Below are 25683 nucleotides of genomic sequence, written 5' to 3' on the forward strand. Positions count from 1 at the left end.
CTCCCGCCGCGTGATCAAGTCCCCCCAAGGCGTGCTCCGGCACGCCCGAGCGGGAACTGATCAGCGGCGACCGGGCCGCGTTTAATCTGCTCATGCTCCGTACACGGTCCGGGCGCCGTCGGAGTCCTTGGCCAGCCGCCGGTTCAGGTACAGCGCTTCGAGGGCGAACTCGATGACCGACGCCGCGACGCCGACTGCGGCCGGCCCCTCGCCGACACCGTCGGGTTCGAGCCGGTCGAGCAGGTTGGAAAGCACCGGCACCGGGCCGAGCTGCGTGAGCAGCTCCTGCGCTCCGACCGTGTCACCGGTGGTGACGGTCAGCCCGCCGTCGAAGCGCTCCTGCAGCGGACGCAGGTCCATGCCGGCCAGCCGCGACCGGTAGGTCTCGACGATCGCGCGCCGCAGCAGGTGCTCGAGCACCTCGAACTCGCGCCCCTCGTTGGCGTCGTCGAACTCGACCTTGCCGCGCGAGGCCGGGACGATCGCCGGCAGGTCGCAGACCCGGGCGACGGCGGCGTCCTCGTGCACGACGGCGGCGCGGCGAACGGCGGCCGCGGCGACCGTCTCGACCGCTGCGATCGCGAAACGGGCCGAGACACCCGAACGCTGGTCGACCTGCGGAGCGTCGCGGACGGCCCGGGCGAACCGGGCCACGACCTCGAGCAGGTGCGACGGGACGAGCGGAGCGGCGTGGTCGGTGTCGCTCCACAGGATGCTCGACTCCTGCGCGATGAGGGCCAGCTCGTCGGTCAGCTCGAGCGGGTAGTGCGTGCGCACCTCGGCGCCGAAGCGGTCCTTGAGCGGCGTGATGATGCGGCCGCGGTTGGTGTAGTCCTCGGGGTTCGCGCTGGCGACCACCAGCAGGTCGAGCGGCAGCCGCAGCTGGTAGCCGCGCACCTGGATGTCGCGCTCCTCGAGCACGTTGAGCAGCGCCACCTGGATCCGCTCGGCCAGGTCGGGCAGCTCGTTGATTGCGAAGATCCCGCGGTTCGTGCGCGGCACCAGCCCGTAGTGGACGGTTTCCGGGTCACCCAGGGTGCGGCCCTGCGCGACCTTGATCGGGTCGATGTCGCCGATCAGGTCGCCCACGCTGGTGTCCGGGGTGGCGAGCTTCTCACCGAACCGGTCGGTGCGGTGCTTCCACGCGACCGGGGTCCGGTCGCCCTCCTGGTCGACGAGCTGACGGCAGCGGCCGCAGATCGGCGCGTAGGGGTGGTCGTTGATCTCGCAGCCGGCCACGACCGGCGTCCATTCGTCCAGCAACCCCAGGAGGGTCCGGATGAGGCGGGTTTTGCCCTGGCCACGCTCACCCAGCAGGACGATGTCGTGGCCGGCGAGCAGCGCGCGCTCGATCTCGGGCACGACGGTGTCGTCGAAACCGACGATGCCGGGCAGAGTGGGCTGACCGGCGGCGAGGCGGGTGATGAGGTTCTGGCGGATCTCGGTCTTGACCGAACGCCGGACGGAGCCGGACGCGCGGAGCTCGCCCAGAGTGGCGATGGCGGGTTGATTCACGCTGACGACGCTACGTCGCGGGCGCAACTGGCCGCCACCGATCAGAACTGCACGAAGATGTCCTCGGCCATCTGGAGCAGCGCGGGATCGTTCTGAGGCGTCGTGTCGGCGAGGTACCACATGTCCCACACTGTGACGCCGTTGTCCTGGCTGATGACGCGGAAGGCCTCGGAGGCGGGGACGGCCGGCGGCCCGAGCGGCAACCGGTAGCCCTCGCGCATGAGGTCGCTGATGCTGCCGGTGCCGTCGGCGTTCTCCAACCGGGTGAAGGCGTTGGAGTAGGCGTACGGGTCGCTCGCGGTTCCGGGGAATCCGGTCACCGATTCGGCGAACCCGACCGGGTTGCCCTTCACCGTCGTCGTCCCGAGATACCGCTCGAGGCCTTGGCAGGGGTGCTTGATCAGGAAGGTGACCATCGGCTTCCCGTAGGCGTGGTCGAAGCAGCTGGCGTCGTTGACGTCGGCCCAGATCTTCAGGACGTAGTTCGTGCCCGACGGCGCGTGCACCGTCACGGTCTTCAACGGTTTCGACGGGACGGGATGCGTGCTCGCTGAGAGCGTGCCGGAGCCCGACGCCGGGCCGGCCGGTGACGAAGCGGCGGTCGGGCCGGAAACCGAAGCGCTCGGGAAGTCGTGCGAGGAGTTCCCTGACCCCGACGATGCCGGCGTGCCGGATCCGTCCGTGGTCGACGTGCAGCCGGCGAGGAGCAGAGCGGCGGCCGCGATCAGCCCGGCGAACGCCGGGCCCGGAGAGGACATCACGGCGCAAAGCATGCCAGGCTGATGCGGTGTCGAGGGCAGAGAACGCGCGGCGCGTGGACGATCTGGACGCTCGCCTGCTGCGCGAGTTGGACGAGTCGCCGCGAGCCGGCGTGCTTGAGCTGTCGCGCCGCCTCGGCGTGGCGCGCGGGACGGTGCAGGCGCGCCTGGACCGGCTGGTCGAGCGCGGGGTGATCGCGACGTTCGCGCCGACGCTCGATCCGCTGGCGCTCGGGTACACGGTGACGGCCTTCGCCACCCTCGAGATCAGGCAGGGACGGGGACAGGCGGTGCTCGCGCACCTGCGCTCGATCCCCGAGGTGCTCGAGGTGCACACGATCACCGGACCGGGGGACATGCTGTGCCGGGTGGTGGCGCAGTCGAACGACGACCTGCAGCACGTCCTCGACCGGGTGACCGAGTATCCCGAAATCGTCCGCACGTCGACCGTGATCGCGCTGTCCAATCCGGTCCGCCACCGCGTCCTTCCGCTGGTCTGAAACTCGCGGCCGGTTCCGTTCGAGTTACGGGCGCTGCGCCCTCGTGGCCTCGTCCGAGAGCCGGTGCAGGGCCCGGAGGAAGACCGCCCGCTCTTCGGCCGGCAGCGACTTGAGCATTCGTTCCTCCTCGCGGCGGATGGCCCGGCGAACCTGGTCGCGCAGGCGGCGGCCGGCCGGGGTCAGCGCGAGGAGCCGCGCCCGCCGGTCGGCCGGGTCGGGTTCCCGGCGGATCAGCCCGCGCTCCTGGAGGTCGTCGAGGATGTCGATGATCCGCGTCTTGTCGGCGCCGATCGCCTCCGCGAGCACCCCTTGACCGCGCAGCGGTTCCTTCCCGAGTCGGGACAGCACGACGTAGGCCCACATCGTCACGCCGTGCGCGCGCAGGATCGGCGCCTCCATGTCGAGCAGGAGCTGGCTGAGCGGCGCCACCATGGCGGCGAGATCGGGCCGGTCGTCCACGCGGGGAACGATACCGTTTGACAGACTGTCTAAATGTGCAGATAGTAAGCCCATGCCTATTAATACGATGACCGTCCCGCTCGACCTGCATCGCCGCGCCGTGCAGGCCACGCTCGCGGCTCTGGACGGCCGGGTCGACCTTTCGGCCAGAACGCCCTGCGCCGGCTGGGACCTTGCTGATCTGCTCGCGCACATGACCGTGCAGCAGTGCGGGTTCGCCCGGGCCGTGACGGGGGCGCGGACCGCGGTGGCCGACTGGGCGCCGACCCGGGCCGAGAAACCGGTCGAGGCCTACGCAAGTGCCTGCGACGAGTTGCTCACCGCCTTCGCGGCGGTCGAGGACCCCGCTGCGCCGGTGCACCTGCCCGAGATCCACGACGAGCCGGTGCCGGCGCAGCTCGCCGTCGGCTTCCAGCTGGTCGACAACGTCGTGCACGCGTGGGACGTCGCCGTGTCGCTGGGCCGGCGGCCGGAGGTGGACGACGACGTCGTCGCGGCGGCGCTGGTCGTGGCCCGACAGGTACCCGACGGCGGCGAGCGGGACCGGCCCGGCGCCGCGTTCGCGCACGCGCTCCCGATCGGCGCGGGTAGGTCGGCGCTCGACGAGACGCTGCTGCTGCTGGGCCGCGATCCGACGTGGCGCGCCGGCTGATCGACCGCCCGGGCTGGACCGGCCGCGCGACCGCCCAGCCTGGACCGGCCAGCAGGACCGGCCGGCAGAAGTGATGCAAATGTGCGAGCAGACCCCGACCGGTCCGAACAGCACACCGGAGCCGGAGATCAGGGCGGCCTTTCCACCGCGCCACCACCCCCGCCTGCGGCGTCCGCGCCCGCCCGCGGCTGCTCCCTGCAGCTCAGCCGGCGTCGGCATCCTCGGCGTCGGCGGCGTCCTTCTCGCGGGCGGCTTCGGCCCGCGCGAGTTCGGAGCGCAGGAAGTCACGCGTGGCGACCTCGCCCAGCGCCATCCGGATGGCCGCGATCTCGCGGGCGAGATAGTCGAGGTCTGCCTTGGACTCCCGGGCCTCTTCGCGGTCGGCCTCGAGGTTGACCCGGTCGCGGTCGTCCTGCCGGTTCTGGGCCAGCAGAATCAATGGCGCCGCATAAGAGGCCTGCAACGACAGGGCGAGGGTCAGGAACAGGAACGGGTACTGGTCCGGGTGGGGGAAGCCGGGGATCTCGTTCCCCACGACCCACACCACGATGATCGTGGTCTGGACGACGAGGAAGCGACCGGTGCCGAGGAAGCGGGCGATCTTCTCGGTCAGCTGACCGAAGGCCTCGGCGTCGACGCGGGGCCGGAAGCCCCGTCGCTCGACCCGCGGCTGGTCCAGGCGCTCGCGGTTGTCAGCCATTGGCCTCGGACCGATCCGAGTCGCGCCAGCCCTCAGGCAGCAGGTGGTCGAGCACGTCGTCGACCGACACGGCGCCGAGCAACCGGTCGTGGTCGTCCACCACCGGAGCGGCCACGAGGTTGTACGTGGCCAGGTGCCGGGTCACATCGTCGATCGGCGTATCCGGACGCAGGGTGCCGGTGTCGTTCTCGCAGAGCCCGCTGACCAGTGCGGACGGCGGCTCGCGCAGGAGGCGCTGCAGGTGCGCCGTCCCGAGGAAGCGCCCGGTCGGCGTCGCCTGCGGCGGGCGCACGACGTACACCTGCGCGGCGACGGCCGGCGACAGCTCGGGATTGCGCACCCGCGCGAGCGCCTCGGCCACCGTGGCGTCGGGCGTCATGATCACCGGCTCCGAGGTCATCAGACCGCCCGCCGTGTAGTCGGCGTAGGTCATCAGGCGACGGACCGGGGCGGCCTCCTCGGGCTCCATCAGCTCGAGCAGCCGCTCCTGATCGGCGGTCGGCATCTCACCGAGCAGGTCGGCCGCGTCGTCGTCGTCCATCGCCTCGAGGACGTCGGCGGCCCGCTCGTCGGCCAGCGACCGGAGGAGCTCGACCTGGTCGTCCTCCTCCATCTCCTGCAGGACGTCGGCGAGGCGCTCGTCGTCGAGCGCGGCCGCGACCTCGGCGCGGCGCTTGGCCGGCATGTCCTGCAGGGCGGTGGCGACGTCGGCCGCCCGGAGGTCGACCAGGGTGGCCAGCAGCGCTTCGGCGCCCTGGTGCTGCTCGGTCAGGGCGAGACCGTCGACCTCGTTCCACTCGACCTGGAAGAGCTGGCCGCGCCGGCGCGGCAGCCGCCCGCCGCCCTGCGTGCGCACGGCCAATCGGCTGATGACCCAGTCGCGGGCGCGGTTCTGCTCGATCGCCGCGTCGACCACGTTGACCCGCTGCCCGTTCTCCCGGACGGTGACCGTGCGGTCGAGCAGCTCGGCCAGGACCAACACCTCGTTCGAGCGCCGCTCGAAGCGCTTCATGTTGACCGTGCCGGACGACAGCACGACCTGTTTCGGCTCGATGCGCACCACGCGGCCCATCGGCACGAAGATGCGATGCCGGTGCGCCAGTTCGACCACGAGGCCGAGCACCCGCGGCGCCTGCCGGTCGATGCGCAGCATTGTGACGGCATCGCGCACCCGGCCCAGCTGGTCGCCGCCGGGGTCGAAGACGTCGATACCGGCGAGTCGGGCGAGAAAGACCCGGTCCCCGGTGCTCACCTCGAACCGCCAACTCTCACGTCAGCAGGGTAAACGGTGTGTACGGCGTCAGTGTGAATCCTCCGACACCGGTTTGGCTCTTTGTCCGGCCGGTGGGCATGCTGCCCGCATGACGGAAACCCTGCGCCCCCGCCGTTCGTGTCTGGCCGTCCCCGGCAGCAACCCCCGCTTCCTGGAGAAGGCGAAGGGTCTCGACGCCGACCAGGTGTTCCTGGACCTCGAGGACGCCTGCGCCCCGCTGGCCAAGCCCGGTGCCCGCAAGAACATCGTCGCCGCCCTGAACGAGGGCGGTTGGGGCGACAAGATCCGGGTCGTCCGGGTGAACGACTGGACTACGCACTGGACCTACCGCGACGTGATCGAGGTCGTCGAGGGCGCCGGCCCCAACCTCGACTGCATCATGCTGCCCAAGGTGCAGAACCCCGAGCAGGTCGTCGCGCTCGACATCCTGCTGACCCAGATCGAGAAGACGATGGGCTTCGAGGTCGGCCGGATCGGCATCGAGGCGCAGATCGAGAACGCGCAGGGCCTGATCGCCATCGACGCCATCGCCAAGGCCAGCCCGCGCGTCGAGACCCTGATCTTCGGCCCGGCCGACTTCATGGCCAGCATCAACATGAAGTCGCTCGTCGTCGGCGAGCAGCCGCAGGGCTACGACGTCGGCGACGCGTACCACCACATCCTGATGTCGATCCTGATGGCCGCCCGGGCCAACGACAAGCAGGCGATCGACGGCCCGTACCTGCAGATCCGCGACTCCGAGGGCTACCGCCGGGTCGCGGCGCGCAGTGCCGCACTCGGCTTCGACGGCAAGTGGGTGCTGCACCCCGACCAGGTGGGTATCGCCAACGAGGTCTTCGCGCCGTCGCAGGAGGACTACGACCACGCCGAGCTGATCCTCGACGCATACGAGTACTACACGTCGGAGGCCGGCGGCGCGAAGGGCTCGGCGATGCTCGGCGACGAGATGATCGACGAGGCGTCGCGCAAGATGGCGCTCGTGATCTCGGGCAAGGGCCGCGCTGCGGGTATGCAGCGGACCTCGGAGTTCACACCCCCCGAAGGCTGACATTCCTGCGCTTCCCCCCGGTGGGGTTGATTTCCCCGCCGGAAATCAACCACGCCAGGTGGGAAGGCGACCGATGAGGTGGTGGCGATGACTCAACCCGTATCAGCCGTCCAGCGGGTCGTCGGCACGGCCGCGCACGCTGCCGGCAACGCGTGGTCGCACTATGTCGGCGGCGGCGTCGAGCCGCACGTGCCGACGCCGTCGCGTGTGGTGCATGACGAGCCGCACGCTGTGCTGCGCCGCTACGACACTGTCGACCCCGCCGGCGACCCGATCCTGCTCGTGCCGCCTCTCGCGGTGCACATCACCTGCTTCGACCTGCGCGAGAACCAGAGCCTGGCCGCGTTCCTCGTCGCCACCGGCCGCCCCGTGTACGTCGTCGACTTCGGTGAGATCACGTTCGCCGACCGCACCATGGGTTTCGAGGACTGGATCGACCGCATCCTGCCGGCCACGCTCCGTCGCGTGTCCGCGCGCCACAGCGGCCGTCCGGTTGACGTTGTCACGTGGAGCCTCGGCGGCACGCTCACCCTGCTGACGGCCGCCGCGCACGACGACCTGCCGCTGCGCTCGATCGCCGCGGTCGGCACGCCCATCGACTACAGCAAGATCCCGTATCTCGCGCCGCTGCGGACGATCGGCCGGCTCACCGGCGGTCGGTTGCTGACGACCACCTTCCGCGCCGCAGGCGGCCTGCCGTCGTGGGCGGTGCGGGCGAGCTTCAGGTCGACTGCGCTGCAGCGAGAGGTGACCAAGCCGCTGTTCGTTCTGCGCAACCTGCATGATCAGGACCGTCTGGGCAGGATGGAAGCGGTGGACCGGTTCATCGGCGCGATGCCCGGCTACCCCGGACGCTTCTACACTCAGCTGTACAACAAGATCGTGCAAGAGAATTCGCTGAACTCCGGTGAGCTCGACCTCGGTGGCGGCCGCGTGCTGCAGCTTGCCGACGTGCGGCCCGACGTTCTCGTCGTCGCCGGCACGAACGACGTCATCGCGCCGGTGGCATGTGTGCAGAAGGCCTGCGACGTGCTGACCGGGGTGCGGTCGATCCGCTTCGAAACCGCGCCCGGTAGCCACCTCGGGGTGCTGACCGGTCCGGACGCGCGGGACACGACGTGGCGGTTCGTCGGCGAGTTCCTCGACCGCGCGACTGCTCCGAAGGCCGCCGTCAGTCCAGGCAGCTGAGCAGGGCTTTGACCAGGGCCACCGACCGGGCGTCGGCCGGGCGCCGGGACCCATCTGGTTCACCGAATAGCCGAAGGCAAAGTCGTAGCGGGTGTTCGCGAAGCCGACCGATCCACCCAGCCCGTAGTGGCCGAACGATCCCCGGCCGGCCATCGGGCGGTACGGGAACGGCAGCTGGAACCCGAGCGCGTATCTGGTCTCGTAGCCGGCCACCGCGTCGACCCCGTGCACCTGTTCGGCCGTTGCCGCTGCGAGCGTCCCCACCTCGAGCATCGGACGCCGTCGATCTCCTGCGGGCAGGCGGCGTACATACGGGCGAGCGCATGCGCGGTGCCCATGCCGTTACCGGGGCAGTTCGGCGCTCCAGAGCCGCGCGTCGTTGGGCCACCACAGCAGGCCGGCATCGACGAAGAACGCCCGGTGGGCGAGGCTGGTCGGGTCGACCAGCCGGGCGGTGAGTTCGTCGGGCCTGCCGTCGGCGGGGAGCGGCGCGCGATTCAGCGGGCTGACCCGGCCGTGTTCGTCCTCCGGCAGGCCCACGTGCAGGTCCAGGCCGAGCGGCCTCGCGACTTCGTCGGCGAGCAGCTGACCGGGGGAGACGCCGGCAACCCGGGCGAGGACCTCCCCGACGAGCCAGCCGTAGCGCCCTTTGTCGCCGAGGGCACCATCTGCAGGGTCCGCGGCCCGTATGGAACATCGCCGCTGGGGAGCGTCGTCCCGCGCCAGATGTCGACCACCGCTTCACCGCCGAGGTAGACGCAGCAGGCCGCGCCGATGTCGTCCTGTTGATCGAAGTTCGCAGCGAAGGTGTCGCGTACCGCCTCGAACCCGTCCGCGACCTGGCCGCCGATGTCCATGGCCGGCGATCCTGCCACCGATTCCTCTGGGCATCGAGCGGAACGGTAGGGCGGAGCAGACCGCTGATATCGATACCTGCGTGGCACGCATAGTGCGGGTCGGGCGAATCCGGGCCGTCCGCCGCGGCTGTGCTGAGAGTCATTTCACGGCTCCCGCGCGGCAGGGGCCCCGCGGCCGGGGGATACTCGTAGACGCTGCGACGACACCTCCACGACACGCGCCCGTAGCCGCGCGTGCCCGGTCGAGAAGGACATCCACTATGGCTCGCCTCGCCCAGACCGCCGGACTGACCGACGTCCAGACCGAGATCCTGTCCGCGGTGAAGACGTTCGTGGACAAGGAGATCATCCCCTACGCCACGGAGCTCGAGCACAAGGACGAGTTCCCCGAGGCGATCGTCGAGGGCATGAAGGAGATGGGCCTGTTCGGGCTCACCATCGGCGAGGAGTACGGCGGCCTCGGCGAATCCCTGCTCACCTACGCGCTCGTCGTGGAGCAGATCGCCCGGGGCTGGATGTCGATCTCGGGCGTGATCAACACACACTTCATCGTCGCCTACATGATCACCCAGCACGGCACCGACGAGCAGAAGCAACGCCTCCTGCCGAAGATGGCGACGGGCGAGACCCGTGGCGCCTTCTCGATGTCCGAGCCGGAGTGCGGCTCGGACGTGGCCGCGATCAAGTCGCGCGCGACGAAGGAGGGCGACGAGTACGTCCTGAACGGCCAGAAGATGTGGCTGACCAACGGCGCGCGGGCCGGCGTCGTCGCCACCCTGGTGAAGGACGAGCTGGGCGGCGATTCGGTCTACAAGAACATGACCACCTTCCTCATCGAGAAGGAGCCGGGCTTCGGCGAGACCCGTCCCGGGCTCACGATCCCCGGCAAGATCGACAAGATGGGTTACAAGGGCGTCGAGACGACCGAGATGGTGCTCGACGGCGTCCGGCTGACCGCTGACGCGATCCTCGGCGGCGAGCCCGGCCGCGGACGCGGTTTCTATCAAATGATGGACGGCGTCGAGGTTGGCCGCGTCAACGTCGCCGCCCGCGCCTGTGGCATCTCGATCCGCGCCTTCGAACTGGCCGTCCAGTACGCCCAGCAGCGCAAGACGTTCGGCAAGCAGATCGCCGACCACCAGGCCATCGCGTTCAAGCTGGCCGAGATGGCGACCAAGGTCGAGGCCGCGCACCTGATGATGGTCAACGCGGCGCGTCTGAAGGACGCCGGGGAACGCAACGACGTCGAGGCCGGCATGGCCAAGTACCTCGCGTCGGAGTACTGCGCCGAGGTCACGCAGGAGTCGTTCCGGATCCACGGCGGCTACGGCTACTCCAAGGAGTACGAGATCGAGCGGCTCATGCGTGAGGCGCCGTTCCTGCTCATCGGCGAGGGCACGTCGGAGATCCAGAAGACGATCATCAGCCGGGGCCTGCTGCGCGAGTACAAGCTCAGCCAGTAGCGCGTCGCGTCGTCCTCGTGCGTGGCGACGTAGCGGGCGCCGCCGCGGCGTGTCCGCCCGCTGGGCCGCCACACACGGCCGCGGGCGGTGTTCGCCGGTCGGGTAGAACAGACCGATGGCCGCCGCGATCCCCGTCCTCGAGATCGGCGGCACGCACGTCACCGCCGCCGCGGTCGACCCGAGCGACTGGCGCGTCGAGAGCAGCACCCGGTACTCACTCGATGCGGATGCCTCGGCCGATGCCCTGATCCAACGCTTCTTCCGGGCCGGCAACGCCTTGCGCGCGCGAGCCGGCGCGACTTGGGGCATCGCCATGCCCGACCCGTTCGACTACACCCGCGGGATCGGCCTGTTCGAAGGCGTCGGCAAGTTCACGGCGCTGCGCGGGGTGGACGTCGGTGACGCGCTGCGCTCCCGGCTGCGCGGCCGGCCGGCATTCCTCAACGACGCCGATGCGTTCCTGCTCGGTGAGTGGGCCGCGGGCGCGGCGGTCGGCGCCGGGCGGTGCGTCGGCATCACCTTGGGCACCGGCATCGGGTCGGCGTGGCTGGTCGACGGTCAGGTGGTCGATCCGGGTGTCCCGCCCGGTGGGCGGATCCATCGGCTCTCGATCGGCGGCGAGCCGCTCGAGGACGTCGTGTCGCGGCGGGCGATGCGCCGCGCCTTCACCGCCGCGGGCGGTGATCCGGCCGCCGACGTGCGCGAAATCGCCGATCAGGCGCGGGCCGGCTCGCGACTCGCCCGCGGCGTGCTGGATGCCGCGATGACCGCGCTCGGGCGGGTGGTCGGCCGGTGCACGGCCGGGTTCCGCGCCGACCTGCTGGTCATCGGCGGATCGATGTCGGCTTCCTGGGACCTCTTCGAGCCGGCCTTCCGGGCCGGCGCCCTGGGCAACGGGCTGCCGCGCATCGAGATCGCGGCCGGCTCCGAGCGAGCTCCGCTGATCGGAGCGGCCCTGCACGCCGTGCGGTCCGGCGGCGCCGCCAACCTCACCAGGTGAGGCCGTGCGTGACCAGGTCGGCCTCGACCTGCACCCGGGTGATCGCGTCGAAGGGCGCCGGCGGCGCGTCCACCTCCAGCGCGCGGCAGGCGTGCACGAGCGTGTCGTCGTAGGCCAGTTCCAACGCGCGGAGCCGCGCCGCCTTGGCGGGGACGTCGGCCACCAGCACCCGGTCGTGGTCGGCCGCGAGCCGCCGCAGATCCCTGCGGTAGCGCTCGTGCGCGTCGTTCTCCGGCGGGGCTGTCGGGGCCCGGCCGGGCGAGGACCCGGTCCGCCGGGTGAACCGCCCGACGCCGGCCTGGAAGACGGCAGCGGGCACCGCGCAGAGCGCCGCGAACGCAATTGCCCACATGGCCAGCCCGCCCGTCCTTTCGCGAACCCGACCCGTCCAGCGTCACTCGTCCGTCACGGGTTATCAAGGGCCAGTGACCGTTGATCAGTTCCCGCTCAGACGTGCCGGAGCGCGCATGGAAGGGCATCGATCAAGGTGCGGCCTACCCGTCAGACGGCGATGTGCTGGCCCGGGTCCAGCAGGTGCAGCCGCTCGGTGAGTGAGGCCTGCTCGAACGCCTCGATCAGCGAGTCGCGGCCCTGACTGAAGTGGGCCCAGCCCTCGAAGTGCAGGGGAACGATGTGCCGCGCGCCGAGGATGGCCGCCGCCTCGGCCGCCTCGGCGCTCGTCAGCGTGAGGAAGGCGCCGTCCAGCAGCGGCGTGCTGGCCGCGCCGGCGAACAGGAGGGCGACGTCGATGGACGGGAAGCGCTCGGCCACCTCGCGGACGAGTTCGAGCGCGGCGTTGTCGCCGCTGACATACACCGTCGGGACGTCCTCGCCCGACACCACGAACCCGGTGACGATGCCGGTCTGCGGCTCGCAGCCCGGGGGACCGTGCCGGGCCGGGACGCCGGTCACCCGGATGGCGCGGCCGTTCGGCAGCGGTAGCTCCACGTCGGTCCAGTTGTCGAGGTCCAGCACGCTGCCGCCGAGACGGGTGCGGGCGTCGGCGGTGGAGAGCACCAACGGAGCGGAGGCGAGGAATTCTCGGCCGCCGTCGTCGAGGTTGTCCGGGTGCTGGTCGTGGGACAGCAGCACCGCGTCGACGTGCCCGATGTCCTCTGGGGCCACCGTCGCCGGCATCGTCTTCTCGAGCACGCGCGCGCCGATCGGGTACTCGCCGGCCGGGTCGAAGGTCGGGTCGATGAGCAGCCGGCCGCCGGCGATTTCGAGCAGCGCGGAGGCGCCACCCAGGTAGCGGACGGTCACCCCGAGGTTCGCGTCGTCCATGTCTCGGAACCTACAGCTAAGTTCGACGGGTGAGGTTCGGTCTCATCGGTACCGGTTACTGGGCGCGCGAGGTTCATGCTGCCGGCCTCCAGGCGCACCCCGACAGCGAGCTGGTCGGGGTCTGGGGACGTTCTCCGGACAAGGCCGCCGCGCTCGCCGGAGACCTCGGCGTGCGGGCCTATGGCTCGCTCGACGAGCTGCTGGCTGACGTCGAAGCCGTCGCGATCGCCGTGCCGCCGCACGCGCAGGCCGAGTTCGCCGTCGAGGCGGCGCAGCGCGGCGTGCACCTGCTGCTCGACAAGCCGTTGGCCCTCGACGTCGCCGCGGCCGACCGAGTAGTGGCCGCCGTTGAGCGGGCCGGCGTCGGCGCGTGCGTCTTCTTCACCATGCGATACACGGAGAATGTCGCGATCTGGCTGGACGAGGTGGCCGGGGAGGACTGGTACTCGGCCCGCGTCTGCATCTACACGTCGATCTTCGAGCCGGGCAGCCCGTACGCCGAGTCCGTCTGGCGGCAGGAGCGGGGCGCGCTCTGGGACATCGGCCCGCACGCGTTGTCGATCGCGCTCCCCCTACTCGGCCCGGCCGAGTCGGTGATCGCGCAAGCGGGGCGGGGCGACGCCGTGGACATCGGCGTGCGCCACACCGGTGGGGCGACGAGCCTGTTGTCGCTCAGCCTGACCGCGCCCGTTGGTGCCCGCGGTAGCGAATGGCACTTCATCTCCGCGGTGTCGGCCTCGGCGCTGCCGACGCCGGCCACCACGCCACTGGAAGCGTTCGTCGCGTGCATCGACGACCTGCTGGGCGCCGTGCGAGAGGGGCGCCCCTCGCGGTGCACCGTGCAGTTCGCGCGCGACGTCGTCGAGATTCTGGCCGCCGCCGAGCGAGGGTTACTGGCGGGCGGCGCCGCGGTGGGTAACGCTGCTGATGTGACGGATGACAAGTGGGTCGGCATGGGCACGGGCAGCGACGCTGGGGCGCCGGGCGAACATCTGCCGGACGCGCTGCTGAGCGAGGACGAGCAGCGCATGCTGGCCGAGCTGGAGCGTCCGGCCGAAGGGGAGCCGCTGACCGCGGTGGAGGACTCGCCCGAAATGGTGAATGCCGCTGAGGACGACAGCCCGCTGCCTAACTTCCAGCCGCCGCCGGAGTGAGCGCGTTCCGGCTCGATGCCGACCAGGTGGCGTACGCACGACGCGTCTCCGACATCGCGGTGGAGCACCTGCTGCCCCTGACCGGCACCGCCGAGGGCCGGGTGAACCGTCCGCTGCTGCGCGCGATGGGCGAGCACGGCCTGCTGCGCGGCCTGTTCGGCGGCGCGCCGGACGAGCCGGCCCGCGACGCCGCGGCCCTGCAGCTGTGCCTACTGCGTGAGTCGCTGGCCCAGGTGTCGGGCGAGGCCGAGACCGCGCTCGCCCTGCAGGGGTTGGGCAGCTACCCGATCCTCCAATCGGGCTCGGCCGAGCTCGTGCAGCGCTGGATCCCGCAGGTGATCGCCGGCGACGCCGTGGCCGCCTTCGCGCTGAGCGAGCCGGGGGCGGGCTCGGACGCGGCGGCCCTCGAACTGCGCGCGGATCCGGAGGGCGACGGGTGGGCGCTGACGGGGGAGAAGATCTGGATCTCCAACGCGCCCGAGGCCGACGTCTACACGGTGTTCGCCCGGACGACGCCGGACGCGCGAGCTCGCGGGGTGACCGCGTTCGCCGTGCCCGGCGACGCGCCCGGCCTTTCCGGCGAGCACCTCGACATGCTGTCGCCGCACCCGATCGGGCGGCTGGTGTTCGACGGCGTGCGGGTCGACCGCGCCGCCGTGCTCGGCGACGTGGACGCCGGCTTCGCCGTCGCGATGCGCACGCTCGACCTGTTCCGGCCGAGCGTCGGCGCGTTCGCGATCGGCATGGCCCAAGCGGCGCTGGACGCCACGCTGCAGCACGTGCGGGAGCGAACGGTCTACGGGGCGCCGCTCGCCCAGCAACAGTCGGTCGCCCACCGGCTCGCGGATCTCGTGACCGAACTAGAGGCCTCCCGACTGCTCGTCTACGCCGCCGCGTCGGCCTATGACGCCGGCGACGACCGGGACGCGCAACCGCGGCGGTCGGCCATGGCCAAGCTCTATGCCACCGAGGCCGCGCAGCGCATCATCGACGGGTGCGTCCAGCTGCACGGGGCGCGGGCGCTGCAGCACGGCCACCTGCTCGAGCACCTCTACCGCGACGTCCGTTCATTGCGCATCTACGAGGGCGCGTCCGAGATCCAGCGCACGATCATTGCGCGTGACCTGATCGGCAAGGTGTCGTCCCGATGACCTCCGACTACCGCTTCCGCGCGTCCGCGCCGCTGACCACCGACTGGCAGCACTTCCGGTTCACCAAGGCCGACGGCGTGGCCACCGTGACGCTCGACCGGCCGGAGAAGCTCAACCCGCTGACCTTCGAGAGCTACGCCGACCTGCGCGACCTGCTGGCCGAGCTGCCCCACCACCAGGACGTCCGGGCGCTCGTCATCCGCGGCGAGGGTCGCGGTTTCTGCGGCGGCGGTGACGTCAACGAGATCATCGGCGAGCTGCTGAAGATGGAACCCCGCGACCTGATGCGCTTCACCAAGATGACCGGCGACGTCATCCGGGCGATGCGCGAGTGCCCAATCCCGATCATCACCGCGATCCACGGCATCGCGGCCGGCGCCGGCGCGGTCGTCGCCCTGGCGTCGGACTTCCGCGTGGTGAGCGCATCCGGCCGGTTCGCGTTCCTGTTCACCAAGGTGGGGCTATCGGGTGGTGACATGGGCGCGGCCTACCTGCTGCCCCGCGTCATCGGGCTCGGGCGAGCGACGGAGCTGCTGATGCTGGGCGGCACGATCGACGCGACGACGGCCGACAAGTACGGGTTGGTGTCGCGGCTCGTCGCCGACGACGAGATCGGGGACGCCGTCGCCGAGCTGGCCGCCACCCTGGCGGCCGGTCCGACGCTGGCCCTGGCCCAGACCAAGTCACTGCTGACCCGCGAGCTGGACATGTCGATCTCGTCGGCGATGGAGCTCGACGCCATGACCCAGGCGCTGCTGATGACGACGAAGGATCACGCCGAGTTCCACGCCGCCTTCAACGAACGCCGCCCGCCCGAGTGGCAGGGCCGCTGACGGCTCGTTCGGTGTTGTCACCGATCAACGATGCCCAGCACTGCGTCCTTGACCATCAGCGTGCCGACCATGCCAGTCACGAGGAGCGCGTGCGGGTTGCGCAGCAGGAGCCGCCACGAGTAGTCCGGAGCCGGGGCGGGCAGCGTCCGTCGCGGTGTGACCGGGACGGGCCGGCGCCACACGTCGGGGTCGGCCAGGGCAGCTGACGAGCGCGCGCAGATTCGCGTGGCGTCCAGTGCGTCGAGTACTGACATCGGAACTCCTCAGGCGTTGTGCCGAGGAGGAGTCCGGTGGCCGGCTTACTGATACGAGCCGGGGCGCCAGCGGCGGTGCGCGGTTCCGGGAACACCGCGGCGGATCAGCTCGAGGCGTGGCTTCGGGCCCTCCGTGCGGCCGGACTGCGGGCGCCGCGCGCCGGCCTTCCACGGGTCGGGCCACTGCGCGGCCGGGCCGGAGTAGTCCTGCTCGGCGGCCGCGTGCAGCGTCCAGTTCGGGTCGTAAAGGTGGGCCCGGCCGAGCAGACAGAGATCGGCCCGGCCGGCCAGCAGGATCGAATTGACGTCGTCGTAGGACGAGATCACCCCCACCGCCATGGTCGCGATGCCGGCCTCGTTGCGGATCCGGTCGGCGAACGGCGTCTGGTACGAGCGGCCGAACTGCGGGGACTCGTCGGGAGTGACCTGGCCGCTGGAGACGTCGACGATGTCGGCGCCCGCCGCCGCGAACGCGCGCGCGATCTCGACCGAGTCGGCCGCCGTGATCCCGTCGTCGTGCCAGTCGGTCGCCGATATCCGGATGCTGATCGGCTTGTCGGCCGGCCACACGGCCCGCACCGCGGCGAAGACCTGCAGGGGGTAGCGCAATCTGTTCTCGAGCGTCCCGCCGTACTCGTCGGTCCGCTGGTTGGTCAGCGGTGAGATGAACGACGACAGCAGGTAGCCGTGGGCGCAGTGCAGCTCGAGCAGGTCGAAGCCTGCCGCATCGGCGCGCCGGGTGGCGGCGACGAATTCCGCCTCGATCGCGGTCAGGTCGTCGGCGGTCAGCTCGCGGGGCACCTGGTTCAGCCCCGGCCGGTATGGCAATGGCGACGGCGCCACGACCGGCCAGTTGCCCTCGTCCAGGGGCAGGTCAATGCCTTCCCACATGAGCTTGGTCGAGCCCTTGCGCCCCGAGTGGCCGAGTTGGATGCCGATCTTGGCCGCGGATTCGCCGTGGACGAAGTCGGTGATCCGCTGCCATCGCTCGGCCTGCTCATCGGTGTACAGCCCGGTGCAGCCGGGGGTGATCCGGCCGATGTCCGAGACGCAGACCATCTCGGTCATCACCAGGCCGGCGCCGCCGAGCGCCTTGCCGCCCAGGTGGACGAGGTGGAAGTCGGTGGGCAGCCCGTCCACGGCTCGATACATGTCCATCGGCGAGACGACCACCCGGTTGACCAACTCCAGTCCGCGCAGGCGGAACGGCTGGAACATCGGCGGCCCGACCTCGCCGGTGCCGTTCCCGCGTGCCGCCTCGTGCCGGGCGAACCACTCGTCCACCCGCGCGACGAACTCCGGGTCACGCAACCGCAGGTTGTCGTAGGTGACGCGCCGACTGCGGGTCATGATGTTGAACCCGAACTGCGACGGCTCCTGGTCGGTGTACTGCCCGAGGTTCTCGAACCACTCGAGGCTGGCCTGCGCCGCGCGTTGGGTGGAGAGCACCACGGGCCGCCGTTCCGCCTCGTAGGCCTCGAGCGCGGCGTCGAGGTCGGGCTGTTCGTGCAGGCAGGCGACCAGGGCGAGGGCGTCCTCCATCGCCAGCTTCGTCCCGGATCCGATCGAGAAGTGTGCGGTGTGCGCGGCATCGCCCATCAGCACCACGTTGCCGTGCCGCCAGCGCTCGTTGCGGACGGTCGCGAAGTTGATCCATTTCGAGTTGTTCGTCATGACCTGATGGCCGTCGAGGATGTCGGCGAACAGCTCGCACACCAGCGCCACGGACTTCTCGTCCGACTCGCCCGGCGCGAACGGGTGGTCGGCGAAGACGTCGAACCCGGCGCGTTCCCAGACCCGGTCATTCATCTCGACGATGAACGTGCTGCCGTTGGCGTCGTAGGGGTAGCCGTGGATCTGCATGACGCCGTAGGGCGTCTCCTGGACGTAGAACTTGAAGGCGTCGAACACCTTGTCGGTGCCCAGCCACATGTACTTGCAGCGGCGTAGCTCGAGCGAGGGACCGAACGTGTCGGCGTACCGTGCCCGGACCGCCGAGTTGACACCGTCGCAGGCGATCACGAGGTCGTACGTGGCCGCGAGCTCGTCGACATCCGGCGCCATCGTGCAGAACCGCAGGTCGACGCCGAGGCCGACACAGCGCTGCTGCAGGAGCTCCAGCAACCGTCGCCGGCTCATCGCCGCGAAGCCGTGCCCGCCGCTGGTGGTGACCTCGCCGCGGTAGTGGACGTCGATGTCGTCCCATCGCGCGAACTCGCGCTCCATCTGGGCGTAGATCGTCTCGTCGGCGTGCTCGATGCCGCCGAGCGTCTCGTCGGAGAAGACGACGCCGAAGCCGAACGTGTCGTCGGCCCGGTTGCGCTCCCACACGGTGATCTCGTGGGACGCGTCGAGCTGCTTGGCCAGTGCGGCGAAGTAGAGCCCGCCGGGGCCGCCGCCGATGACTGCGATGCGCATGCCGTGCCGCCCCGTCAGCCCGGCTGCGCCGCGGCGCCGAGGTTGCGGAGCTTGAACCGCTGGACCTTGCCCGTGCTCGTCCGCGGCAGGGCGTCGACGAACTCGACGGCGCGCGGGTACTTGTACGGGGCGATCCGCATCTTGGCGTGGGCCTGCAGCTCGGCGGCGAGGGCGTCGCCGGGCACGGCCCCGGGGGCGGCCACGACGAAGGCCTTCACCAGCTGGCCGCGCTCGTCGTCCGGCACGCCGACGACGCAGCACTCGAGCACGGCGGGATGGCCGAGCAGCGCCTCTTCGACCTCCGGCCCGGCGATGTTGTAGCCGGCCGAGATGATCATGTCGTCGGTGCGGGCCTGGTAGTAGAAGTAGCCGTCCTCGTCGCGGGTGTACGTGTCGCCCGTGATGTTCCACCCGTCCTGGACGTAGACCGCCTGCCGCGCGTCGGCGAGATACCGGCACCCGGTCGGTCCCTTCACCGCCAGTCGGCCGCGCACGCCCGGCTCGGCCGGCGCGCCGGCGTCGTCGAGGACGGTCACCTGGTAACCGGGGACCGCCCGGCCGGTGGCGCCGGGCCGGATGTCGTCATCAGCGGCGGACACGAAGACGTGCAGCATCTCGGTCGAGCCGATGCCGTCGATCAGCCGGATCCCGGTGGCCTCAAGAAAGGCGTGCCAGGTCGACTCGGGAAGGTGCTCACCGGCGGAGATCGCCCGGCGCAGTCCGGCGAGCTTGTCGGCATGCCCACCGGCGAGCAGGGCGCGGTACGCGGTGGGTGCGGTGGAGCAGATTGTCGCGCCGCGCTCGGCGATGATCTGCGCCAGCTCGTCCGGCGTCGCCCGCTCGATGAGCAGGGTCGCGGCGCCCGCCCGCAGCGGGAAGATCAGCAGTCCGCCCAGGCCGAACGTGAAGCCGAGCGGCGGTGTTCCGGTGAACACGTCGTCGGGGGTCGGCCGGATGACCTGCGCGCTGAACGTGTCGGCGACGGCGAGCACGTCCCGATGGAAGTGCATCGTCGCCTTCGGCCGGCCGGTTGTGCCGGACGTGAACGCGAGCATCGCGACGTCGTCGGCCGATGTCGCGGCGGCAGCGAACTCGGTCGGCTTGGCTGCGACGCGGTTGACGAGGTCCTCGGGCAAGCGCGCGTCGCCGTAGGTGACGACGGTGAGGTCCGCAACGGCGGCGGCAACCAGGTCGGTGACGAATCGCGCGTCACAGATCGCCACCTGCGGGCGGGCAATCTCGCACAGCGTGACGATCTCGCTCTTCCGCAGCAACGGCATCGTCGTCACCGCCACTGCGCCGGCCTTGACCACGGCGAGCCACGAGGCGGCCAGCCAGAAGTTGTTGGGCCCGCGCAGCAACACCCGGTTGCCGGGGACGACACCGAGATCCTCGACCAGGACGTGCGCGATGCGATTGACCTGGTCGGCCAGTTCGCCGTAGGTCCAGGTGTCGCCCTCGGGGGAGAGGACGCACGGCCGGTCGCGGCCCGACCGGTCGATCGTCCGGTCGAGCAGCTCCTCGGCGCAGTTCAGCCGGTCCGGGTACTGCAATTCGGGCCCGTCGAAGAGGAACTCGGGCCACGCACCGGGCGCCGGCAGGTGGTCGCGGCAGAACGTGTCGACGTGCGCTGACCGGCCCAGCGGAAGGCCGTACGTCGTCATCGTCCCAGTATTGCGTTTCCGTGACGACAGTCAAGGTAACGCGAGGTATCGTGGCCGGGTGACCGTCGTGGACGACGCGGCCAATGGGCGTGCCCCGAAGCCGAGGGCGCTGATCGTGACCGTCTACGGCCTGTACGCGCGCGAGGTGGGTGGCTGGCTGAGCGTCGCCGCCCTCGTCCGCCTGATGGCTGAGCTGGGGGTGGACGAGCCGGCGGTCCGGTCGTCCATCTCGCGGCTCAAGCGGCGCGGCATTCTCGTGGCCGAGCGAGTGGGCGGACTGGCCGGTTATCGGCTGTCCGACACCGCCCGCGCGATCCTCGACGACGGCGACCGGCGCATCTTCGGTCGGGGGCGGGCAAGCCCGGGCGAGGGCTGGCTGCTCGCCGTGTTCAGCGTCCCCGAGTCCGAACGTGAGAAGCGGCACCAGCTGCGCTCGCGGCTGGCGTGGCTGGGGTTCGGCACCGTCTCGGCCGGCGTGTGGATCGCGCCCGCTCATCTGCTCGCCGAGACGCGGGACGTCCTCGAGCGCGACGGTCTGGCGGGCTACGTCGACCTGTTCTATTCCCAGCACGTCGGCTCCGGGTCCGCCGCGGCGAAGGTGTCGCAGTGGTGGGATCTCGAGCGGCTGCAGCGGCGCTACGAACAGTTCCTCGACCGCTACGCCGCGCCGCTGCGCCGCTACCGGCGCCGGCCGGTCGGCGAGCGAGAGGCGTTCGCCGTATACGTCGCCGCGCTCACCGAATGGCGCCGGCTGCCCTACCTCGACCCCGGCCTGGCCCCGGAGGTGCTGCCGCCGAGGTGGAACGGCGTGCGGGCGGCCGAGACCTTCTTCGAGTTGCAGGAGCGGCTGGCCGCGCCGGCGCACCAGTTCGTGGAGTCCGTCCGCACGGCCGGCGGGTAGCCGTCCCTTGCGGCGAGGAACGGCGGCGCGAAACACTGGCTCATGGACTACAGCCAGATCGCCGTCGAGCGCCGAGGTGACTACGTCACCGTCACGATGAACAACCCGGCCCGGCGCAACGCACTGTCGCGCGAGCACATGGGCGAACTGATCATGGCGTTCTCCGAGATCGGGGACAGCGACGCGCTCGGGGTCGTGCTCGCGGCCAATGGCCCGGTGTTCTGCGCCGGGCACGACTTCGCCGACGTCGTCGAGCACGACCACGCCGACGTGCAGCGGCTGCTCGACCTGTGCACTCGGCTGATGCAGCTCATGCAACAGATCCCGCAACCGGTCGTGGCCCGGGTGCACGCGCTGGCCACCGCCGCCGGTTGCCAGCTCGTCGCCAGCGCCGATCTCGCGGTGGCCGCGGAGTCGGCCGGCTTCTGCCTGCCGGGCGGCAAGGGCGGCTGGTTCTGCCACACGCCGCTCGTCGCGGTGGCGCGCAACGTCGGCCGAAAGCGGGCGATGGAGATGGCGCTCTCCGGCGACGTGGTCGACGCCGCCACGGCGGCCGACTGGGGACTGGTCAACCGGGTGGTGCCCGACGCCCAGCTCGACACCGCAGTGCAGGACCTGCTCGAGCGCGTGACCCGGGGCAGCGCGGAGAGCAAGGCGCTGGGCAAGCGCGCGTTCTACGCGCAGGTCGACCTCGATCAGCCCAAGGCGTACGCCTACGCGATCGAGGTCATGGCCGCGGCCAGCCAGTTGCCCGACGCCGTGGAGGGCATGCGGGCCTTCATCGGCAAGCGCAAGCCGGAGTGGCGGCGTCCGGCTCAGTAGCGCTAGAGGATCGCCACGCCCTGCACCTCCACCAACGCGTCGGAGTCCCACAACCGGGCGACGCCGATGCCGGCCATCGCGGGGTAGTCGCGGCCGACGAGCCGGCGCCACACGTCGCCGATCTCGCGGGCGTGCTCGCGGTAGTCGTCCATGTCGACGATGTACACGGTCAGGCTGGCCAGTTGATCGGGCCGGCCGCCCGCCTCGCGCAGGGACGCCAGCAGGTTGCTGAGCGCGAGCTCGAACTGCTCGACGACCCCCTCACCGGCGATGCGGCCCTCGCGGTCGAGCGCGGTCTGCCCAGCCAGGAAGACGAAGGTGCCCGTGCCGACCACGGCGTGCGCGAAGCCGCTCGGCGGCGCCAGATCAGCCGGGTTCACTCGCTCGATGCTCATGACTGAACCGCTCCTCCGTCGACGTTGATGCCCTGGCCGGTCACCGCCGCGCTGTGCACGCAGAATGCCACGGCGTCGGCCACCTCATCCGGATCGATGAGGCGGCCGATGGGCTGCTTGCCCTCGAGAGCGTGCCGGGCATCGTCTGGGCTGCGTCCCGACGTCGCCACGATGGTGTCGATGGTCGTCGCCGTCATCGGGGTGTCGACGAACCCGGGGCAGACGGCGTTGACCGTGATCCCGTCGCCGGCGAGCTCGGCGGCGGCCGAACGGACCAGGCCGAGCACGCCGTGCTTGCTGGCGGCGTAGGCGGCGATGTAGGCCTCGCCGACGCGGGCGGCGTTCGACGCGATGACGACGACGCGTCCGTGGCCGGCCGCCCGCATGGCGGGGACGGCCCGGCGGATACACCGGAACGGGGCGGTGAGGTTGAGGTCGAGCATCCGCTGCCAGTCGGCGTCGGTGGTGCGCTCGATGCGGGCCGAGTGACCGGCGCCGGCGTTGGCCACCAGCACGGCGACCGCGCCCCACCGCTGCTCGACCGTCGCGAAGACGCGCTCGACGGCCTCCGGTTCGGTCAGGTCGGCCACCACGGTGCAGGTTTCACCTCGGCAGGCGGCAGCGGTGTCGGCCAGCTCGTCGGCGCTGCGGGCGGTCAGCGCGACCCGGAACCCGTCCGCGCTGAGACGTTGGGCGATCGCGCGGCCGATGCCGCGGCCGGCACCGGTCACCAGCGCCACGGGCGAGTCCATCGCATCGACGCTAGAGCATCGCCCCGATGTTGTTACCGGGTCCGCGGCGTATGACCCGCCGTGGCGGCAACAACTCGGCCACCATCGCGCCGATCAGCTGCGGGTCGACGGTGCCCGCCCCGAGCCCGATCTCGGTCAGCCGATCGAACGCGGACTGGCTGCGCGCCGCCGCAGCGGTCCCGACGTCCAGCAGCTGTGGACGGCGCACGAGGCGGGCCAGCCGGTCGGTGTGCCGCAGGTGCCGACCGAGCGCCCGGTGCATCGCGGCCCGGTAGCTGGCGGCCGGCGAATCGCCGGCCGCCGCGACCCCGGCCAGGGCGCCGGACAGGACGGCGTAGTAGATCCCCTCACCGGTCAGCGGGTTGATCAGCGAGGCCGCGTCGCCGGTGAGGAGGACTCGACCGCGGCCGACCGCGGGCCGCCCGGGACTCAGCGGCAGCCGATGGCCGCGCAGCGACGCCGACTCCGCGACCGAGGGCAGCAGCGCGTGCAAGCGGTGCGTCAGTTGGGCGCGGCTCGGGGGTGTCGAGCGGATGAGCTCGCCGTAGCCGACGTTCACCGTCCCGTCGCCGACCGGAAAGGCCCACGCATAGGCCGGCCAGTGCGCGCGGGTCATCGCCAGCAGCTGCTCGCCCGCCGGCCAGTCGTCGGCCGGGACGTAGCCGCGTAACGCGATCGCCACAGTGCCGCGGCGCGGCGGCCGGGCGCCGCACTGCCGCCGCACGACCGACTCCGCCCCGTCCGCGCCGATGACCACTCCGGCCCGAATGACGCCGTCGATGACCGCCCCGTCGGGATCGACATCGACGGTGCGCACCCGCCCTTGCTCCAGGACGACGCCGGCGGCGACGGCTTCCTGCACCAGCCGCGCGTCGAACACGAGGCGCGGCACCACCCGGGCTGGCCGGGCGAAGCGCCGCGCCGCGGTCACCCCGCCGGGGGAGACGAGCCGCAGCCGGTCGATCGGCTCGGTGCCCGCCACCAAGGCGTCGATGTCGACCCCGAGGCCGGCCAGCACGTCGAAGGCCTGTGGCGCGATGCCGTCACCACACACCTTGTCCCGCGGAAACACGGCCGCGTCCAGAAGCAGCACCCGCGAGTCGGGGTCGGCCCGCCGCGCGGCCAACGCGGCCGCGGTGCCCGCTGGGCCCGCGCCGACCACGACCACGTCCCAGTCGGCGCTCACGCAGTCACCGTACGGAGCGGGCCTAGGCTTTCCGACCATGACCGGTCCGGGGACGTCTCCGCCGACCGACCGGCGCTCCCTGGTGCGCGGGCTGGCCGGCGCCTGCCATCCCACCCCGACAGCTGCCGTCACGACGGTGACCGTGCTGCTGGCCGCCGGCGTCGGCCTCAGCGCCGGCCGGGTGATCCTGATCGGCGCCGCCGTCTTCACCGGACAGCTCTCGATCGGTTGGTCCAACGACCGCATCGATGCTGCGCGGGACCGGGCTGCGGGGCGGACGGACAAGCCGACGGCGACGGGTCGCGTGGCCGTGGCGGCGTTGACCGTCGCCGCCGCATCGGCGCTGGCCGCCACCGTCGTGCTGTCCGCGCTGCTGCCGCTGAAGGCGGCGATCGCGGCCCTGCTGCTCGTCGCCGCCGGTTGGGCCTACAACCTCGGCCTCAAGAGCACCGTCTTCTCCGGCGCCGCGTACGTGGTCGGGTTCGGCGCGCTGCCGGCGGTTCCCTACTTCGCGAAGCCGGGCCACCCGTGGCCGCCGTGGTGGGTGCCGGCGGTCGGCGCTCTGCTCGGCTTCGGCGCGCACTTCGCCAACGTGCTGCCCGATCTGAAGGACGACGCGGCCACCGGCGTACGGGGGCTGCCGCACCGGCTCGGCCCGCGCACCAGCGTCATCGTCATGGCCGCGGCGCTGGCCGCCGCCTCGGTCGTGCTGGGGATCGGCCCGGCGTCGGCGTCGACGGCCTTCGCCATCGGCGCGTCGGCCGCCGGCCTGCTCGCGGCCAGTGCCGCGGCCGTCGTCGCGGTCCGCGCGCCGGACAGCCCGGCCGCCTTCCGGATCACGATGGCAATCGCGTTGCTTGACGTCGGACTGCTGATCGCCGTCGCTACCTGAGGCTGGGCAGGTCTTCCGGCAGCTGCGGAACCTGCAGCACCGCCCACGGGCTGAGCAGCCATGGCGAGTTGAGCGCGCTGGCCCGGAAGCCCGCCCAGTCGGCCCACTCCCACTGCACGACCTCGTCCGGATTGGGCACCGGGTCGGAATCGACGGTGGCCACGAACACCGGACACCGTTCGTTCTCGACGATGCCTTCCGCCGACGTGGCGCGGTACGCGAAGTCGGGCAGCACGACGTCGAGCGAAACCGGCGTGAGGCCGAGTTCCTCGTCCAGCCGCCGGCGCGCGGCGTCGGCCGGTTCTTCGGCCGGACGGACGTGCCCACAGCAGGTGTTCGACCAGATGCCCGGCCAGGTCAGCTTGTGCAAGGCCCGACGGGTGACCAGCAATCGGCCTTCGGCGTCGAACACGTAGACGGAGAACGCCAGATGCAGGGGAGTGTCCGCGCCGTGGACGTCGGCCTTCGGCATGGTGCCGATCGGGTTGCCCTCATCGTCCAGCAGCACGACAAGGTCGTCGTCCATACGTCCCAGTCTGCCGTGCGCTACTGCGCGCCGGCGGG

Annotated in this window: 27 protein-coding genes; 12 read left to right on the forward strand and 15 right to left on the reverse strand. The window is 71.3% G+C overall.

From position 1 onward, the window contains the following. Positions 1-90: 90 nt before the first annotated feature. Both ABR571_RS04980 and ABR571_RS04985 read right to left on the reverse strand, forming a co-directional pair. Positions 91-1515, reverse strand: a complete 1425-nt coding sequence (locus ABR571_RS04980; protein ID WP_409452080.1) for a sigma 54-interacting transcriptional regulator — start codon at positions 1513-1515, stop codon at positions 91-93. Between the two features lie 41 nt (positions 1516-1556). Beyond that, the gene (locus ABR571_RS04985) at positions 1557-2276 is read right to left on the reverse strand and encodes a hypothetical protein (protein WP_409452081.1); all 720 of its coding nucleotides are present in this window, start codon (positions 2274-2276) and stop codon (positions 1557-1559) included. 26 nt (positions 2277-2302) lie between these two features. Between ABR571_RS04985 and ABR571_RS04990 the strand changes: the two genes are divergently transcribed. Further along, entirely contained in the window at positions 2303-2773 is a 471-nt protein-coding gene (locus ABR571_RS04990) for an Lrp/AsnC family transcriptional regulator (RefSeq protein ID WP_409452082.1), read from the forward strand. Between the two features lie 24 nt (positions 2774-2797). Here the strand turns inward: ABR571_RS04990 and ABR571_RS04995 are convergent, their stop codons facing one another. Next, complete coding sequence (locus ABR571_RS04995) at positions 2798-3205, reverse strand: MarR family winged helix-turn-helix transcriptional regulator (RefSeq protein ID WP_409452107.1); 408 nt, start codon at positions 3203-3205, stop codon at positions 2798-2800. A 79-nt stretch (positions 3206-3284) separates the two neighbouring features. Here ABR571_RS04995 and ABR571_RS05000 point away from each other — a divergent pair, with 79 nt between their 5' ends. Next, complete coding sequence (locus tag ABR571_RS05000; protein ID WP_409452083.1) at positions 3285-3884, forward strand: TIGR03086 family metal-binding protein; 600 nt, start codon at positions 3285-3287, stop codon at positions 3882-3884. Positions 3885-4086: 202 nt separating this feature from the next. On the opposite strand, the gene ABR571_RS05005 is transcribed toward ABR571_RS05000, so the two are convergent. Then, positions 4087-4584, reverse strand: a complete 498-nt coding sequence (locus ABR571_RS05005; RefSeq protein WP_409452084.1) for a DUF1003 domain-containing protein — start codon at positions 4582-4584, stop codon at positions 4087-4089. Further along, entirely contained in the window at positions 4577-5836 is a 1260-nt protein-coding gene (locus ABR571_RS05010) for a magnesium transporter MgtE N-terminal domain-containing protein (RefSeq protein WP_409452085.1), read from the reverse strand. Before ABR571_RS05010 ends, ABR571_RS05005 begins: the two co-directional genes overlap by 8 nt. Before the next feature lie 109 nt (positions 5837-5945). Between ABR571_RS05010 and ABR571_RS05015 the strand changes: the two genes are divergently transcribed. Continuing rightward, positions 5946-6905 carry an HpcH/HpaI aldolase/citrate lyase family protein gene (locus ABR571_RS05015; protein ID WP_409452086.1) on the forward strand — a complete coding sequence of 320 codons (960 nt, stop codon included), beginning with the start codon at positions 5946-5948 and terminating at the stop codon, positions 6903-6905. 87 nt (positions 6906-6992) lie between these two features. Beyond that, the gene (locus tag ABR571_RS05020) at positions 6993-8093 is read left to right on the forward strand and encodes an alpha/beta hydrolase (RefSeq protein WP_409452087.1); all 1101 of its coding nucleotides are present in this window, start codon (positions 6993-6995) and stop codon (positions 8091-8093) included. A gap of 342 nt (positions 8094-8435) precedes the next feature. Here ABR571_RS05020 and ABR571_RS05025 read toward each other — a convergent pair whose 3' ends face one another. Then, on the reverse strand, positions 8436-8633 hold the full coding sequence (locus ABR571_RS05025) for a hypothetical protein (RefSeq protein ID WP_409452088.1): 198 nt from the start codon (positions 8631-8633) through the stop codon (positions 8436-8438). 577 nt (positions 8634-9210) lie between these two features. Here ABR571_RS05025 and ABR571_RS05030 point away from each other — a divergent pair. Beyond that, positions 9211-10413, forward strand: coding sequence for an acyl-CoA dehydrogenase family protein (locus ABR571_RS05030; RefSeq protein WP_409452089.1), 1203 nt, complete (start codon positions 9211-9213; stop codon positions 10411-10413). 115 nt (positions 10414-10528) lie between these two features. Continuing rightward, positions 10529-11413 (forward strand): ROK family protein, encoded by an 885-nt coding sequence (locus tag ABR571_RS05035; RefSeq protein ID WP_409452090.1) that lies wholly within the window; start codon positions 10529-10531, stop codon positions 11411-11413. Here ABR571_RS05035 and ABR571_RS05040 read toward each other — a convergent pair. Both ABR571_RS05040 and ABR571_RS05045 read right to left on the reverse strand, forming a co-directional pair. Continuing rightward, on the reverse strand, positions 11403-11765 hold the full coding sequence (locus ABR571_RS05040; protein ID WP_409452091.1) for a hypothetical protein: 363 nt from the start codon (positions 11763-11765) through the stop codon (positions 11403-11405). The two genes, ABR571_RS05035 and ABR571_RS05040, sit on opposite strands and share 11 nt — an antisense overlap. A 149-nt stretch (positions 11766-11914) precedes the next feature. Continuing rightward, positions 11915-12697: an MBL fold metallo-hydrolase gene (locus ABR571_RS05045; RefSeq protein WP_409452092.1), complete on the reverse strand. Its 783-nt coding sequence runs from the start codon at positions 12695-12697 to the stop codon at positions 11915-11917. A gap of 29 nt (positions 12698-12726) precedes the next feature. On the opposite strand from ABR571_RS05045, the gene ABR571_RS05050 reads away from it, so the two are divergent. Genes ABR571_RS05050 through ABR571_RS05060 form a run of 3 tightly spaced genes read left to right on the forward strand, consistent with a single transcriptional unit; the run spans position 12727 to position 15835 of the window. Continuing rightward, the gene (locus tag ABR571_RS05050; RefSeq protein WP_409452093.1) at positions 12727-13851 is read left to right on the forward strand and encodes a Gfo/Idh/MocA family protein; all 1125 of its coding nucleotides are present in this window, start codon (positions 12727-12729) and stop codon (positions 13849-13851) included. Beyond that, positions 13848-15002 (forward strand): acyl-CoA dehydrogenase family protein, encoded by a 1155-nt coding sequence (locus ABR571_RS05055; RefSeq protein WP_409452094.1) that lies wholly within the window; start codon positions 13848-13850, stop codon positions 15000-15002. Before ABR571_RS05050 ends, ABR571_RS05055 begins: the two co-directional genes overlap by 4 nt. Then, positions 14999-15835, forward strand: coding sequence for an enoyl-CoA hydratase family protein (locus ABR571_RS05060; protein WP_409452095.1), 837 nt, complete (start codon positions 14999-15001; stop codon positions 15833-15835). Before ABR571_RS05055 ends, ABR571_RS05060 begins: the two co-directional genes overlap by 4 nt. A gap of 17 nt (positions 15836-15852) precedes the next feature. On the opposite strand, the gene ABR571_RS05065 is transcribed toward ABR571_RS05060, so the two are convergent. Genes ABR571_RS05065 through ABR571_RS05075 form a run of 3 tightly spaced genes read right to left on the reverse strand, consistent with a single transcriptional unit; the run spans position 15853 to position 20171 of the window. Continuing rightward, positions 15853-16089 (reverse strand): hypothetical protein, encoded by a 237-nt coding sequence (locus ABR571_RS05065; protein WP_409452096.1) that lies wholly within the window; start codon positions 16087-16089, stop codon positions 15853-15855. Positions 16090-16134: 45 nt separating this feature from the next. Further along, the gene (locus ABR571_RS05070; protein ID WP_409452097.1) at positions 16135-18507 is read right to left on the reverse strand and encodes a bifunctional salicylyl-CoA 5-hydroxylase/oxidoreductase; all 2373 of its coding nucleotides are present in this window, start codon (positions 18505-18507) and stop codon (positions 16135-16137) included. Positions 18508-18521: 14 nt separating this feature from the next. Continuing rightward, positions 18522-20171 carry an AMP-binding protein gene (locus ABR571_RS05075; RefSeq protein ID WP_409452098.1) on the reverse strand — a complete coding sequence of 550 codons (1650 nt, stop codon included), beginning with the start codon at positions 20169-20171 and terminating at the stop codon, positions 18522-18524. A gap of 58 nt (positions 20172-20229) precedes the next feature. Between ABR571_RS05075 and ABR571_RS05080 the strand changes: the two genes are divergently transcribed. Then, on the forward strand, positions 20230-21072 hold the full coding sequence (locus ABR571_RS05080) for a PaaX family transcriptional regulator C-terminal domain-containing protein (protein ID WP_409452099.1): 843 nt from the start codon (positions 20230-20232) through the stop codon (positions 21070-21072). A gap of 42 nt (positions 21073-21114) precedes the next feature. Further along, positions 21115-21894 (forward strand): enoyl-CoA hydratase-related protein, encoded by a 780-nt coding sequence (locus tag ABR571_RS05085; RefSeq protein WP_409452100.1) that lies wholly within the window; start codon positions 21115-21117, stop codon positions 21892-21894. A 2-nt stretch (positions 21895-21896) separates the two neighbouring features. Here ABR571_RS05085 and ABR571_RS05090 read toward each other — a convergent pair whose 3' ends face one another. The 3 genes from ABR571_RS05090 to ABR571_RS05100 are packed head-to-tail and all read right to left on the reverse strand — an operon-like array spanning position 21897 to position 24266. Beyond that, on the reverse strand, positions 21897-22289 hold the full coding sequence (locus ABR571_RS05090) for a RidA family protein (protein ID WP_409452101.1): 393 nt from the start codon (positions 22287-22289) through the stop codon (positions 21897-21899). Further along, on the reverse strand, positions 22286-23041 hold the full coding sequence (locus ABR571_RS05095) for an SDR family NAD(P)-dependent oxidoreductase (RefSeq protein WP_409452102.1): 756 nt from the start codon (positions 23039-23041) through the stop codon (positions 22286-22288). Before ABR571_RS05095 ends, ABR571_RS05090 begins: the two co-directional genes overlap by 4 nt. Positions 23042-23051: 10 nt before the next feature. Then, positions 23052-24266, reverse strand: a complete 1215-nt coding sequence (locus ABR571_RS05100; RefSeq protein ID WP_409452103.1) for an NAD(P)/FAD-dependent oxidoreductase — start codon at positions 24264-24266, stop codon at positions 23052-23054. Between ABR571_RS05100 and ABR571_RS05105 the strand changes: the two genes are divergently transcribed. Further along, a complete protein-coding gene (locus ABR571_RS05105) occupies positions 24265-25119 on the forward strand; it encodes a UbiA family prenyltransferase (protein WP_409452104.1) in 855 nt (284 codons plus the stop codon). The two genes, ABR571_RS05100 and ABR571_RS05105, sit on opposite strands and share 2 nt — an antisense overlap. On the opposite strand, the gene idi is transcribed toward ABR571_RS05105, so the two are convergent. Next, the gene (gene idi / locus ABR571_RS05110; protein WP_409452105.1) at positions 25112-25645 is read right to left on the reverse strand and encodes an isopentenyl-diphosphate Delta-isomerase; all 534 of its coding nucleotides are present in this window, start codon (positions 25643-25645) and stop codon (positions 25112-25114) included. The two genes, ABR571_RS05105 and idi, sit on opposite strands and share 8 nt — an antisense overlap. Positions 25646-25683 lie beyond the last annotated feature (38 nt).

Origin of the sequence: Jatrophihabitans sp. (genome assembly GCF_046262535.1) — a bacterium.
GTDB lineage: Bacteria > Actinomycetota > Actinomycetes > Mycobacteriales > Jatrophihabitantaceae > Jatrophihabitans.

What these genes read in the sequence shown, in the direction of transcription:
- ABR571_RS05015 (WP_409452086.1), top strand. Translation starts at nt 5,946, where the DNA reads ATGACGGAAACCCTGCGCCCCCGCCGTTCGTGTCTGGCCGTCCCCGGC.
- ABR571_RS05000 (WP_409452083.1), top strand. Translation starts at nt 3,285, where the DNA reads ATGCCTATTAATACGATGACCGTCCCGCTCGACCTGCATCGCCGCGCC.
- ABR571_RS05100 (WP_409452103.1), bottom strand. Translation starts at nt 24,266, where the DNA reads ATGGTCGGAAAGCCTAGGCCCGCTCCGTACGGTGACTGCGTGAGCGCC.
- ABR571_RS05060 (WP_409452095.1), top strand. Translation starts at nt 14,999, where the DNA reads ATGACCTCCGACTACCGCTTCCGCGCGTCCGCGCCGCTGACCACCGAC.
- idi (WP_409452105.1), bottom strand. Translation starts at nt 25,645, where the DNA reads ATGGACGACGACCTTGTCGTGCTGCTGGACGATGAGGGCAACCCGATC.
- ABR571_RS05075 (WP_409452098.1), bottom strand. Translation starts at nt 20,171, where the DNA reads ATGACGACGTACGGCCTTCCGCTGGGCCGGTCAGCGCACGTCGACACG.
- ABR571_RS05040 (WP_409452091.1), bottom strand. Translation starts at nt 11,765, where the DNA reads ATGTGGGCAATTGCGTTCGCGGCGCTCTGCGCGGTGCCCGCTGCCGTC.
- ABR571_RS05045 (WP_409452092.1), bottom strand. Translation starts at nt 12,697, where the DNA reads ATGGACGACGCGAACCTCGGGGTGACCGTCCGCTACCTGGGTGGCGCC.
- ABR571_RS05090 (WP_409452101.1), bottom strand. Translation starts at nt 22,289, where the DNA reads ATGAGCATCGAGCGAGTGAACCCGGCTGATCTGGCGCCGCCGAGCGGC.
- ABR571_RS05035 (WP_409452090.1), top strand. Translation starts at nt 10,529, where the DNA reads ATGGCCGCCGCGATCCCCGTCCTCGAGATCGGCGGCACGCACGTCACC.
- ABR571_RS05085 (WP_409452100.1), top strand. Translation starts at nt 21,115, where the DNA reads ATGGACTACAGCCAGATCGCCGTCGAGCGCCGAGGTGACTACGTCACC.
- ABR571_RS05095 (WP_409452102.1), bottom strand. Translation starts at nt 23,041, where the DNA reads ATGGACTCGCCCGTGGCGCTGGTGACCGGTGCCGGCCGCGGCATCGGC.
- ABR571_RS05020 (WP_409452087.1), top strand. Translation starts at nt 6,993, where the DNA reads ATGACTCAACCCGTATCAGCCGTCCAGCGGGTCGTCGGCACGGCCGCG.
- ABR571_RS05070 (WP_409452097.1), bottom strand. Translation starts at nt 18,507, where the DNA reads ATGCGCATCGCAGTCATCGGCGGCGGCCCCGGCGGGCTCTACTTCGCC.
- ABR571_RS04995 (WP_409452107.1), bottom strand. Translation starts at nt 3,205, where the DNA reads ATGGTGGCGCCGCTCAGCCAGCTCCTGCTCGACATGGAGGCGCCGATC.
- ABR571_RS05105 (WP_409452104.1), top strand. Translation starts at nt 24,265, where the DNA reads ATGACCGGTCCGGGGACGTCTCCGCCGACCGACCGGCGCTCCCTGGTG.
- ABR571_RS05030 (WP_409452089.1), top strand. Translation starts at nt 9,211, where the DNA reads ATGGCTCGCCTCGCCCAGACCGCCGGACTGACCGACGTCCAGACCGAG.
- ABR571_RS05005 (WP_409452084.1), bottom strand. Translation starts at nt 4,584, where the DNA reads ATGGCTGACAACCGCGAGCGCCTGGACCAGCCGCGGGTCGAGCGACGG.
- ABR571_RS05065 (WP_409452096.1), bottom strand. Translation starts at nt 16,089, where the DNA reads ATGTCAGTACTCGACGCACTGGACGCCACGCGAATCTGCGCGCGCTCG.